Origin of the sequence: Methylotenera versatilis 7 (assembly GCF_000799165.1) — a bacterium.
Taxonomy (GTDB): Bacteria; Pseudomonadota; Gammaproteobacteria; order Burkholderiales; family Methylophilaceae; genus Methylotenera_A; species Methylotenera_A versatilis_A.
This window is the reverse complement of record NZ_JUGF01000001.1, coordinates 504,754-517,387: the sequence shown is the minus strand read 5'-3', so window position 1 is coordinate 517,387 and position 12,634 is coordinate 504,754. Positions and strand designations below refer to the sequence as shown.

Annotated in this window: 14 protein-coding genes and 1 tRNA gene; 3 read left to right on the top strand and 12 right to left on the bottom strand. The window is 42.4% G+C overall.

Translation table 11 applies throughout. The features are described 5' to 3' along the window. Positions 1-15: 15 nt before the first annotated feature. The 8 genes from radA to uvrB all read right to left on the bottom strand — a co-directional run bounded on the left by radA (position 16) and on the right by uvrB (position 6,921). Positions 16-1,389, bottom strand: coding sequence for a DNA repair protein RadA (gene radA / locus K370_RS02280; protein ID WP_047537735.1), 1,374 nt, complete (start codon positions 1,387-1,389; stop codon positions 16-18). A 9-nt stretch (positions 1,390-1,398) separates the two neighbouring features. Next, positions 1,399-2,781, bottom strand: coding sequence for a replicative DNA helicase (dnaB, locus tag K370_RS02275; protein WP_047537732.1), 1,383 nt, complete (start codon positions 2,779-2,781; stop codon positions 1,399-1,401). A 143-nt stretch (positions 2,782-2,924) separates the two neighbouring features. Then, entirely contained in the window at positions 2,925-3,377 is a 453-nt protein-coding gene (gene rplI / locus K370_RS02270) for a 50S ribosomal protein L9 (RefSeq protein ID WP_047537728.1), read from the bottom strand. A gap of 21 nt (positions 3,378-3,398) precedes the next feature. Continuing rightward, positions 3,399-3,632, bottom strand: coding sequence for a 30S ribosomal protein S18 (gene rpsR, locus K370_RS02265; protein WP_020168461.1), 234 nt, complete (start codon positions 3,630-3,632; stop codon positions 3,399-3,401). Positions 3,633-3,652: 20 nt separating this feature from the next. Beyond that, entirely contained in the window at positions 3,653-3,964 is a 312-nt protein-coding gene (priB, locus tag K370_RS02260) for a primosomal replication protein N (RefSeq protein WP_047537725.1), read from the bottom strand. Positions 3,965-3,966: 2 nt separating this feature from the next. Next, positions 3,967-4,347 carry a 30S ribosomal protein S6 gene (rpsF, locus tag K370_RS02255; RefSeq protein WP_047538855.1) on the bottom strand — a complete coding sequence of 127 codons (381 nt, stop codon included), beginning with the start codon at positions 4,345-4,347 and terminating at the stop codon, positions 3,967-3,969. 215 nt (positions 4,348-4,562) lie between these two features. Then, positions 4,563-4,841, bottom strand: a complete 279-nt coding sequence (locus K370_RS02250; protein ID WP_047537720.1) for a SemiSWEET transporter — start codon at positions 4,839-4,841, stop codon at positions 4,563-4,565. A gap of 46 nt (positions 4,842-4,887) precedes the next feature. After that, positions 4,888-6,921, bottom strand: a complete 2,034-nt coding sequence (gene uvrB, locus K370_RS02245) for an excinuclease ABC subunit UvrB (protein ID WP_047537717.1) — start codon at positions 6,919-6,921, stop codon at positions 4,888-4,890. A gap of 259 nt (positions 6,922-7,180) precedes the next feature. Between uvrB and K370_RS02240 the strand changes: the two genes are divergently transcribed. Both K370_RS02240 and K370_RS02235 read left to right on the top strand, forming a co-directional pair. Next, positions 7,181-8,194 (top strand): trypsin-like peptidase domain-containing protein, encoded by a 1,014-nt coding sequence (locus tag K370_RS02240; protein ID WP_047537714.1) that lies wholly within the window; start codon positions 7,181-7,183, stop codon positions 8,192-8,194. A gap of 203 nt (positions 8,195-8,397) precedes the next feature. Next, positions 8,398-9,609, top strand: a complete 1,212-nt coding sequence (locus K370_RS02235; protein WP_047537711.1) for a pyridoxal phosphate-dependent aminotransferase — start codon at positions 8,398-8,400, stop codon at positions 9,607-9,609. A gap of 65 nt (positions 9,610-9,674) precedes the next feature. Here K370_RS02235 and K370_RS02230 read toward each other — a convergent pair whose 3' ends face one another. Both K370_RS02230 and K370_RS02225 read right to left on the bottom strand, forming a co-directional pair. Continuing rightward, a complete protein-coding gene (locus tag K370_RS02230) occupies positions 9,675-10,145 on the bottom strand; it encodes a DUF421 domain-containing protein (protein ID WP_047537706.1) in 471 nt (156 codons plus the stop codon). A gap of 74 nt (positions 10,146-10,219) precedes the next feature. After that, complete coding sequence (locus K370_RS02225; protein ID WP_047537702.1) at positions 10,220-11,572, bottom strand: AsmA family protein; 1,353 nt, start codon at positions 11,570-11,572, stop codon at positions 10,220-10,222. An 83-nt stretch (positions 11,573-11,655) separates the two neighbouring features. Here K370_RS02225 and K370_RS02220 point away from each other — a divergent pair. Then, a tRNA-Asn gene (locus K370_RS02220) sits at positions 11,656-11,731 on the top strand. Between the two features lie 60 nt (positions 11,732-11,791). Here K370_RS02220 and K370_RS02215 read toward each other — a convergent pair. Together K370_RS02215 and K370_RS02210 are read right to left on the bottom strand one after the other, a co-directional pair. Continuing rightward, on the bottom strand, positions 11,792-12,202 hold the full coding sequence (locus tag K370_RS02215; RefSeq protein WP_152603133.1) for a DUF3293 domain-containing protein: 411 nt from the start codon (positions 12,200-12,202) through the stop codon (positions 11,792-11,794). Between the two features lie 120 nt (positions 12,203-12,322). Beyond that, on the bottom strand, positions 12,323-12,547 hold the full coding sequence (locus K370_RS02210; protein WP_047537696.1) for a hypothetical protein: 225 nt from the start codon (positions 12,545-12,547) through the stop codon (positions 12,323-12,325). Positions 12,548-12,634: the final 87 nt, after the last annotated feature.

The window sequence follows — 12,634 nt, the reverse complement described above, 5'->3', positions numbered from 1 at the left end:
TAAAAACTGGTTAGATCAGCTGTTGCGCAACTGATTCAATGCCTGCTCCAAGCGTTCCACCGCAATCACTTCCAATCCCGTAATCTTAGCTTTCGGTGCATTTGCTTTGGGCACAATCGCTTTGGTAAAACCTAATTTCGCGGCTTCTTTTAAGCGTACTTGCCCACCTTGCACAGGACGCACCTCACCAGCCAAACCAACCTCACCAAATACAATAAGTTTATTATCTAATGGTTTGTTTTTTAAGGAAGAAACTATAGATAGTAATACCGCTAAATCCACAGCAGGCTCTGCAATTTTCACGCCGCCGACAGCATTAATAAACACATCTTGATCAAAACACGGAATGCCCGCGTGGCGATTTAATACCGCGAGTAACATGGCCAAACGGTTCTGCTCAAGTCCTGTTGCCAATCGCTTTGGACTAGGCGCATGACTTTCATCCACCAAGGCTTGAATTTCAATTAAAAGCGGTCGAGTGCCTTCCATAGTGACAGTAATGCAACTGCCAGCAACCTGCTCTTCATGATGCGATAAAAACAAAGCCGACGGATTGGATACTTCACGCAAGCCATGTTCCGTCATGGCAAATACGCCAAGCTCATTGACTGCACCAAAACGATTTTTGAACGCACGAATCAAGCGAAATGATGAGTTCTGGTCACCTTCAAAATACAAGACTGTATCTACAATATGCTCTAGCACGCGCGGACCAGCAAGTGAGCCCTCTTTAGTGACATGCCCAACTAAAATCACCGTGATACCTAATTGTTTGGCCAAGCGCGTTAATTGTGCAGAACATTCACGCACTTGCGCTACCGAACCTGGTGCCGACTGCAGAGCTTCTGAATACACGGTTTGAATGGAGTCGATGACTGCGATATTCGGCTTGTGCGTTTGCAACGTAGCCAAGATCTTCTCAAGATTGATTTCTGCCAGCAATTCCACTTGGCTGGCATCCAAACCCAGGCGTTTAGCACGCATGGCGATTTGTTGTGGCGATTCCTCACCGCTGACATAAATCGCTTGCGCAGATTTGCCCAAGTGACATAACACCTGCAGTAATAAAGTCGATTTGCCGATTCCTGGGTCGCCGCCGATTAGTACCACACCACCTTCAACCAAACCACCACCAAGCACACGGTCAAATTCGCTGATACCAGTCGGCGTTCTTTCAATATCGGCAGCTTGAATACTGCTTAGCTTTTGCAATGTGCTGCTTTGCGCTAAACCTTCAAACTTATTGGCGTAGCGATTGTTGGATGTACTGGTTTCCGCGACGGATTCAACCAGCGTATTCCAAGCCATACAGCTTGGACATTGGCCCTGCCATTTCGATTCGGAAGCACCGCATTCAGTGCAGGTGTAAACAGTTTTTGCTTTAGCCATGCGAATACATTAATACTCATCTGGCATATAGCCAGCATTGGCGAAGTTTTCAAAACGTGTGTTTTGGCCGATAAAAGTCAAACGCACACGGCCAATCGGGCCATTACGTTGCTTGCCAACAATAATCTCAGCGGTGCCTTTGTCTTCACTGTCCGGGTTATACACCTCATCGCGGTAGATAAACAAAATCAGGTCCGCATCCTGCTCAATCGCACCAGATTCACGTAAATCTGACATCACAGGGCGCTTATCTGGGCGTTGCTCTAAACTACGATTCAATTGAGAGAGCGCAACTACAGGGCAATCCAGCTCTTTTGCCAGTGCTTTGAGTGAGCGTGAGATTTCAGAAATCTCCGTGGCACGATTTTCGCCTTGTTTGCCTGCAGGGGCAGACATCAACTGTAAGTAATCGATAACGATTAAACCCAACTTGCCACATTGACGATGTAGCCTACGTGCCCTTGCGCGCACATCAAAGCTGCTTAAGCCGGCGCCTTCGTCAATAAAGATCGGCGCTTCGTTCAACTTGCCCAATGCGGTGGTTAACTTTTCCCAATCCTCATCTTCTAAGCGACCTGTACGCATACGATGCTGGTCCAATCGTCCTACAGAGCCGATCATACGCATAGCTAGTTGCGTTGAAGCCATTTCCATTGAGAATACCGCAACCGGCAAGCCAGTATCCAAGGCGACATTTTCGGCAATATTCAATGAAAATGCAGTCTTACCCATGGATGGTCGGCCGGCCACAATAATCAGATCACCACCCTGTAAGCCCGATGTCATGGAATCCAGATCCGAAAATCCCGTCGGGATACCGGTAACGTCACTCTGGTTATCGCGTGAAAACAGCATATCGATGCGTTCTGCTACCTGCGGTAACAACTCTTTAATATCCTGAAAGCCCTGACTGCTGCGTTGACCGCCTTCTGCAATCTGGAAAATCTTTGCCTCGGCTTCATCCAGTAACTGCTGTGCATCACGTCCATTCGGGCTGTAGGCACTTTCAGCGATGCCGCTACCTACAGTCACCAATTTACGCATAATCGCGCGTTCGCGCACAATCTCTGCATAACGGCGAATATTAGCCGCTGTCGGTGTGTTCTGTGCTAACGATGCCAGATAGGCGATACCGCCAATAGTAGATAACTCAGCTGTACTTTCGAGCGATTCAGCTACGGTGACAATATCTGCCGGGCGATTACGTTCGATTAACTTGGAGATATGCTGAAAAATAGTTTTATGATCAAACTGATAAAAATCTTCTGCATTTAGAATGTCTGCGATTTTGTCTAATGCTTCATTTTCAAGCAGTAAACCGCCGATGACAGATTGCTCTGCTTCGATAGAATGTGGAGGGAGTTTGAGTGAGTCTAGTTGTTCATCGGCCATAGGCAAATTATACCGAATAAAAACCATTGCTCATGAAAAATTGCTGATGAAAACGAAGCAATAAAAAAGACGACCAAGGTCGCCTTTTTTACTTAAATCTAAGCACTCAGAAACTAAGTGCTCAAAAATTAAATATTTAAAACTTAAGCTACTTCACCAACAACAGTAACAGTAATATCAACCACTACGTCATGATGTAATGCTACAGTAACTGGATGATCACCAATATTTTTCAATGGGCCAGTAGGCATACTCACTTCTGATTTAACCACTTCAAAACCGGCAGCTACAAGACCTTCAGCCACGTCACCGTTAGTTACAGAACCGAATAAGCGGCCATCAACACCCGCTTTTTGTGCAACTGTTAACACATAACCGGTTAATTTTTGACCGCGAGCAGTTGCTAAAGTCAGGATGTCGGCTTGATGTTTTTCAAGTTCAGCACGGCGAGCAGCAAACTCAGCTTTGTTGGCTTCTGTTGCACGTTTTGCTTTGCCTTGTGGAATCAAAAAGTTACGGCCAAAACCATCTTTAACTTTAACGATATCACCCAACACGCCTAGGTTTGCTACTTTTTCTAATAAAATAATTTGCATAATATTCTCCTAAACTCCTAATTAACCAGGATGCTTGTCTGTGTACGGCATTAAAGCCAAGAAACGTGCGCGTTTAACAGCACTGGTCAATTGACGTTGGTATTTTGCTTTTGTACCCGTCATACGAGCTGGGATAATTTTTGCATTTTCTGAAACAAAGTCTTTTAACAAATCAACATCTTTGTAATCAACTTCTTTGATGCCCTCTGCACTGAAACGGCAGTAACGGCGGCGTTTATACATTTCTCTTGCCATGATCTAACTCCTAAAATTCTTTATACAGACTGATTAACAGTCTCTAATTGATTAATTTGTAATTGCTCAACATGAAGCACTAATTGATTACTTTTTGCACTGCGCTTGGCCAAAAAACCTTTGACCTTAATTAAAGAGCCTTGCTGAATAGGCTGTTTTGCAATGTCGCCAATGGCAACCGCATTCACTTCACATTCCACTTTTCTCTTTAACCCTGCTTCAATCTGTTCTGAAGCATGCTGCAATACAAAACTTAACAACGGCAGCCCTGCTGGTGTGTAGCGTATTGGCTCGGTTGCAAGCACTACACCGCTAATCACCAGCGTGTTCAAACTTAAGCTGCTGCAACCTCAGTTGCTGCTGGCGCTGCATCTTTAACCAATACTGATTTAGATTTCTCTTCTTTCATCATTGGGCTAGGTGCTGTTACCGCTGTTTTAGTGCTCATTGTTAAATGACGCAATACTGCATCGTTGAATTTAAAGCCATGCTCTAACTCTTCCAATACAGTTAAGTTACATTCAATGTTCATTAAAACGTAATGTGCTTTATGGATTTTTTGGATTGGGTAAGCCAATTGACGACGACCCCAGTCTTCTAAACGGTGAATCGCACCGCCGTTGCTGGTGATTAGCGTACGATAACGCTCAATCATCGCTGGCACTTGCTCGCTTTGGTCCGGATGGACGATAAAAACTACTTCATAATGTCGCATGAAATCTCCTTGTGGTTTGCAGCCACCCGATATGCTGTCGGTGTGGCAAGGGTTGAAAAGTACGCGATTATAGTCAATAAAGCTTTGTGAATCAATCCGATTGATCAAATTAACCAGATAAATCTAGATATATCTAAACTAATTGCAATAATTTGGCTAAATACAGGAGCTTCGAAAACATTCAAAGACTATCTAGTGAATTTTCAGTCTTTAATCTAGGCTTTATCTTTTATTGTCTGCTTGGCCTTTAATACCAAAATCATGGACGACAAACAGAGCGTAATAGCATTGGCCAGAATAAGCGGCCAATCATGTTGCAGCAAACCGTAAATCAGCCACATCGCCACACCCAACGTAAAAATAGTGTACATCGGCAATGAAATGCCCGATAAATCACGCGTTTTGTATGACTGAATCGCTTGCGGCACAAATGCAGCCGTGGTTAATATGGCTGCGCAACTACCGACAAGTGGCGAAAAATCAGAAACTAACATTGATAATTTACTTTAAATTATTATTTTAATAGATTGATTTATATTGTTAAATTATATCCGGCATTTCCGCACCAAATACTTTCACTCTTAGTTTTTTAAGCTGATCTCTAAAATCAGCCGCTTTCTCAAACTCCAGATTTTTGGCTGCATCGTGCATCGCTTTTTCCAAGCGCTTCATTTCTTTAGCCAATTGTTTTTCGCTTAATGACTCATAATTGGCTTGGTCCTGCGCAGCTTTGCGTTCGCGTTGCGCCTCATCTTTACTGTAAACGCCATCAATCATATCTTTAATACTTTTGCTGATACCTTTTGGTACGATGCCGTTCGCTTCATTAAAAGCCAACTGTACTTTTCTTCGCCTTTCGGTTTCATCCATCGCCGCCTTCATACTGCGGGTGATTTTATTGGCATAAAAAATCACTTTACCGTTCAAATTACGCGCCGCACGGCCAGATGTTTGAATCAAGCTGCGCTCGGAACGTAAAAAGCCTTCTTTATCGGCATCTAATACTGCAACTAGCGAAACTTCTGGAATATCCAAACCTTCGCGTAGCAAGTTAATGCCGACCAGCACATCAAATTCGCCCAAACGCAAATCACGGATGATTTCCACGCGTTCAACCGTATCAATATCACTGTGCAAATAGCGCACTTTTACGCCATGCTCATTTAAATAATCGGTTAAATCCTCTGCCATACGTTTGGTTAATGTCGTTGCCAGCACGCGCTCGCCTACCGCGACACGCAACTTAATTTCCCCTAACAAATCATCCACTTGCGTGTCGGCTGGTTTAACCACAATTGGCGGATCGACCAAGCCAGTTGGGCGTGCAATCATTTCCACCACTTGCTGTTGATGATTCTTTTCGTACTCTGAAGGCGTGGCTGAAATAAACACACACTGGCGCATAATGCGCTCAAACTCTTCAAACTTAAGTGGCCGATTATCCAAAGCCGATGGCAACCTGAATCCATAATCCACCAAATTGGTTTTACGCGACCTATCACCCAAAAACATACCACCGACTTGCGGCACGGTGACGTGGCTTTCATCGATAATCATTAGTGCATCGTCTGGCAGGTAATCAATCAATGTTGGCGGCGGATCGCCCGGATTACGCCCAGATAAATGACGCGAGTAGTTTTCAATGCCTTTACAAAAACCAATTTCGTTGAGCATTTCCAAGTCAAACCGTGTGCGCTGCTCAATACGTTGCGCTTCGACCAACTTGCCTTCTTTAATATAAAAAGCCACGCGGTCAACCAGCTCTTTTTTTATTTTCTCCATCGCTCTGACGGTAGTTTCGCGCGGCGTGACGTAATGACTTGAGGGGTAAATGGTAAAGCGTTGAATTTTATTGAAAATTTGTCCTGTCAAAGGATCAAATAAAGTAATCGTTTCAATTTCGTCATCAAATAAACTCACGCGCACGGCAGTTTCGTTGTTTTCTGCCGGGAATATATCAATCACATCGCCACGCACCCTGAAACAGCCACGGCTAAAATCAAAGTCGTTACGATCATATTGCATGCCAATCAAACGGGCTATCGCATCTCTCTGACTCAGTTTTTCGCCTTGCTTAAGGTGCAAAACCATCCCATGATAATCAGTCGGGTCGCCAATACCGTATATAGCCGAAACGGTGGCAACAATGATGCTGTCTTCGCGCTCTAATAAAGCTTTGGTGGCAGAAAGTCGCATCTGCTCAATATGCTCATTAATACTGGAATCTTTTTCGATAAACAAATCGCGCGAAGGCACATAAGCTTCCGGCTGATAATAATCGTAATAACTGACAAAATATTCTACGGAATTATTCGGAAAAAACTCGCGAAACTCACTATATAACTGCGCTGCCAACGTTTTATTTGGCGCCATCACAATCGCTGGGCGACCAAGCCGCGCAATCACATTGGCCATGGTATAAGTTTTACCAGAACCAGTTACACCAAGCAGCGTTTGAAACTTTAGGCCGTCTTGAATACCTTGCGTAAGCTTGTCTATCGCTTGAGGCTGATCGCCCGCAGGTGGAAAAGGTTGATGTAATTGATATTTGCTATTGGGAAATGTAACGAACACGCGTTTATACCTAAGCTTATGTGTAAAATTTGACCTTAATTCTAGCAGTTTTGCATCTAAATGCGCTTTTTTTGATTACAAGCTAATATGTTCCGATTAAAAGCTAATTGTGACTCACACTTTACTGGCATTTTTTGCAAGTCTATTTATGTGGCGAACTTATTTCAAAATAAATCCGTCTTTACTATCAGTATCAGTAGTTCAGAATAAATTTTCAGTGATTTAACAGTTCATATAAATCCTAGCCTCGGAGATTTTCATGCGTTTTTTAGTGTTAATAACAGCAATGCTTGTTGCAACGCCATCTGCTTTTGCCTTTGAAACGGCCAAAATGATGGATGCTTTATGGAGTGTAGTGATGGTACGTGGCTACAACGCGACTGGCGGCTTAGCATACGGCTCTGGCGTGGTGGTTGGCGAGAATAAAGTATTAACCAATTGTCATGTGTTGCGTGCTACTAAACAGCCTTGGATATCCCGTGGCGAAGATACTTACCCAATTACCAGCGTTAAAGTGGATGCTTGGCACGACTTATGTTTGGTTTCTGCATTTTCAATGCCGTTTAAAGCAGTCGTTATTGGCAAAAGCACTGATTTGAAACGCGGCCAACAAGTAGCTGCGATTGGGCACTCTAATGGCGTGCCCACCCCGCTTACTTCTAGCGGCAATGTCAAAGCACTTTTTGATTCGGATAATGGCAAAATTATTCGCAGCACAGCAAAATTCACGATGGGCGCTAGCGGCAGCGGATTATTTGATATGCAAGGCCATTTGGTTGGTATTAATACTTTTAAAACTGCGGGTTCCGGCGGCAGCATTCACTATGCGCTGCCAATTGAATGGTTAGAAAAACTAGAAAAAGAACCTGAAACAACCATATTTCCCGTGATTGGAAAAGCATTGTGGGAAGATGACGAAGATAAAAAACCTTTCTACCTGCAAGCTGCCGTGCCAGAATCGCGCCAAGATTGGCCGAAATTAGCGAACATTTCTGCAAAATGGACGCAAGCTGAGCCAAAAAATTCTGAAGCCTGGTATGCATTGGGCTTAGCAAATGAAAACTTAGCAAAACTAGATTTAGCGCAACAAGCATATCAACAAGCCGTTAATCTTGATAAAGGTCACTTTGATGCCTTAGTGCGCTTAGGTGCTATCGCCAAAAACCAAGGGGATACAAATACAATGCATCGTATTCAAGTCACCTTGAACGATATAGACAAAGATATAGGCGCTGAATACTCTGAGATGATGGGTTGTGATAAAGAATGTTAACGAGTAGACGTTAATTTGCACAAGCAACTAACGCAGCAATTTCATTTACTCGACAATTCTAGCAATCCTATATTAAAGACCACAGTATGCGGTCTTTATATTTAAACTCGGCTTATATACGGTGATTCCTTAATCCTATTTTTATGCGTAAAATAGCGGCTATTCAATCGATCTAAGTTAATCCGTTTTAAGGAAAGCGTATTTTGGCCCACTCGTCTGCACAGGTTTTATCAAACCGCGTTCAAAGCATTAAAGAATCCCCTACCCTTGCTATTACTGCTAAAGCTGCTAAATATAAATCTGAAGGTCGCCCAATTATTGGTCTAGCGGCTGGCGAACCAGATTTTGATACGCCACAGCATATTAAAGACGCCGCAATTGCCGCGATTAATGCGGGCTATACCAAATACACGCCAGTGAGCGGAATTCCAGCGCTTAAAAAAGCCATTGTCAATAAATTTAAAACTGAAAATGGCTTTGATTATGCTGTAAATGAAGTGATTGTCGGTGTTGGCGGCAAGCAAACGATTTTCAACTTATGCCTAGCAGTGCTGAACAAAGGCGACGAAGTCATCGTACCTGCGCCATATTGGGTGAGCTATGCGGATATCGCTTTAGTGGCTGAAGCCGTGCCGGTGATTATTGAATGCGGCATTGAGCAAGGCTTTAAATTACTGCCTGCGCAATTAGAAGCAGCGATTACACCCAAAACCAAACTGGTGATGTTCAATTCACCATCCAACCCAACGGGTGCGGTTTATAGTCTGGATGAATTAAAAGCGTTAGGCGAGGTGTTATTAAAACATCCGCATGTATTGGTTGCCACAGATGATATGTACGAACATGTGAACTTAACTGGCGATAAATTCTACAATATATTAAATGCTACACCAGCGTTAAAAGACCGCTGCATCGTGCTTAACGGTGTTTCTAAAGCTTACTCTATGACAGGCTGGCGTATCGGTTACGCGGCTGGCCCAGCTTATATCATTAAAGCGATGGAAATTTTACAATCGCAATCAACCAGCAATGCAACTTCTATCTCGCAATATGCGGCAGAGGCAGCATTAAGCGGCTCTCAAGATTGCATTAAACCGATGGTAACTGCATTTAAAGAACGTCATAAATACGTGGTAGACCGTTTTAACGCAATGCCAGGCTTAAGCTGCTTGATGGCAGGCGGCGCTTTTTATGCATTCCCTGATGCACGGTCAGCAATTGCCAGCTTACATAAAGCAGGTAAAATTAATGCGGCGACCGATATGGCTTTTGCAGAATACTTGTTGGAAAAATTTGATGTAGCCGTTGTGCCCGGTTCTGCATTTGGTGCAGAAGGCTATTTCCGCATTTCGTTTGCAACTAGCATGGATAACTTGCGTAACGCGTTAGACCGAATTGAAAAAGCATTAAGTTAAAAACAATTTACTTTAAAATTCCCATTAATAAAAAAGGCCTTTTTAAAGGCCTTTTTTATTAACTGTTATTTCTTGTCATAACCCTGCACAGTCACACTGCCGTTATTTTCTAGTATTGCCAACTTAATATCTTTGATCTCAAAATAACCAGATTGGCGCAAAGTAGAGTCCAGCTCCTGCCGCGTTAATTTTGCCTCATTCATCACATCCTCAAACAGCTTACCTTGATGAATGATAACTTGCGGCCTGCCCTCAATAACAGCTTCCAGTTTTTTACTTTTGAAGGCAATTAAACCGACCAAATAATTGACCGCAACCAATGTAGTGGCGGATATCAAGCCGCCAACCAGCGAGTTGTCACCCGCATTCATCGAGTTTTGCACAGCGTTGGATAAAATAAGTAATAGCACTAAATCAAACGGTGAAAGTTGGCCAATCTGCCGCTTGCCAGTTAAACGCAACAATGCAATTAAAAATACATACACCACCAAACCTCTGACCACCAACTCCCACCAAGGCACTGCTATATCAAACATTTCAGCCTACTTTCTATGGTTTAACCAAATACACCTATTAACTTTATAGAAACTTAATTTTGGCATAAACGATTTTATTTATCGCGCCCAAATAAGTTCTTAAATGAATCTAAAGCCTCAGCCGCTTTAATGCCTACACTTGTACCTGCGCCTGGCCCTAAAATAGCCGTACCAGCCACAGCGCCAGCCAATGCAGCTTTAGATGGCAAGACTACAGGCTTACTGACCGTGCCAGAAACGTCTAATGGAATGGCGACCAAACTAACACTATTTTTGATTGCTACTGAACCAGTGCCATCTAACGCCTTATTCGGTTTAATTTTAACTTGCCCTGTCGCCGTTAATAAACCGGAACTAATATTTAAATCACGCAAATGATATTGTTTGCCAGATATATTTAACAAACCAGAAAATGCAGAAAATTGCGTGTCACCGCCATTTTGGCTTTGCTTAATCAACAAACTCGCCACTTTTACCAAATCTAACCCATGCAGAATCCCATTATTGATTTTAAATTTAAAATTGGCTTGTAAGCGATCTGCCAACTGGCCCACTTCTTTGGCTGAGGCAGAAAAATTTCCATCTGCAAATAAATGACCACTCAAATAAACCGCTCGGCTTATCATTCTGGTAGGTTCTTTTACTGATAAACCATCAATTTTTAAATACCCTTTCGTTTTCCAATTGCTTGCACCCTTGCCCTCTTGCCAAGTTAACACCGCATTTCCGGCCAATTTACCGCCATAAAGCGCTGCATCAATTTTAGGAATGGTTAATTGATTGCCTTTAAGATGCATTTCAAGCTTTGCTTTATCAATTAATAGCGGCAAACCAATTGGCAAAGTCCATTTATCTGCATTGACTGTAATTAAATGCTCACCCCCATTGGGCGCCACATCTACCTTAAGTTTGCCATCCACACTTTCTATATGCGCAGAATCTAACTGATTCAATTTGGTTAATGCAATTTCAGCATTCAAAATCGGCATCTTGATATCAGGCCAAATAAATTGCATTTCTTGAATATCGATACGACTCACATTAATTGCTACTACTTCCGCTTTTTCAGACTTATTTGCCGTTAAGGCAGAAACAATCGATAAAGCAGATTTTTTAATTGCAGGCTTAATTACTTTTAAATTAATCTGCTTAGTTGCAGAAAAAAGCGAACTCAAAGTTGGCACAATAACCAACTTCTCAACTACCACTTCTTGACTCTCACCAACCACAATGCCGCTAGCCACTAATCGCGGACTAGGTAAAAAACGTAAATGCCCATTTGCGATTGTCACAGGCACGCCTAATTTTTCGCTGGCAATACTTTCCGCTTTGCGTATATATGTCTGCGTCGGCAATGAAAAAGGCAGGATAATTAGCGCAATAATGACAAACATCACCGCAAAAACTATTTTTTTAGAATTTTTCACAATTAACCCATAAATTATTGGTTGTAACGATTGACCAAAAGGCTCTTAGCCAGTATTATCACGCCTTCACAAGTGTAACCGATTCCTCGATAGCTCAGTCGGTAGAGCAACGGACTGTTAATCCGTGTGTCCCTGGTTCGAGCCCAGGTCGAGGAGCCAAATATAATAAAGAAGCCCTGCAGAAATGTGGGGCTTTTTTGTTGCTTCAAATATTTAGATTTAATTTAGTAAAATTAAATTTGGAATAGCATTTTGCTCGTATTTAAGTCCCAATATTTTGGCATCAGGCAAGTTTAGACCGAAAATTAAAAAACTATCTTCTCTGTCCCATTCTCCTAATGAATCTTGCCCGTAACCACTGATTAAAATCAAACCCATACTTTCTACATCAGATTTGAGGTTTTTGTTTCTTAACTGGTTTTCTTCGTATGGGAGAGGCTTACTTAAGGGATTGTAGGCCGTAATAAAAGCAGCGCAAGATACTCTATAGGTCCAAAACAAATCACTCAATCGATCACTTCTTTTGTTTACTTCCATAATAAAAGGCTTTTCTGATCTGACGTGATAATTTGCAGATTCATAAGCACAAATCAAATCAGCTGATAACGTAGTGTGTAATTGCTCTACCAAGGTCAAGTTCTCTAACTGTAGCTCATATTTTGTGCCAGTTTATGGGATTATTACTTTTCTAATTAAGTAATTTCCTTTCAAATCTATCAAATGAGTTTGAGCGCCTAAGTTTTTTAAGATTCAAACACTCTTGCTTGATGATGCCAATCGCATGCACCTTGTCATCATACTTGCAACCTCTTGCAGCTTTAAAGTACCCATCATTCTTGATTTAGGATTTTTTTCATTATCTGGGCGACCAACAGTGATCGCACCACTATAAATATGAGCAGGCCTAGAAAGAAAACTATTTACTGCATCTTTATCAGCAAGTAACCAGTGGACTTCCCAGAATTCAGTAGACATTCAATAATGTCGAAACTGAACTGGAGAGTAGTAAATGAGCGTCCAAAAAAACACTAAACTACCAAACACCGGCAGAAAGATTTGCCC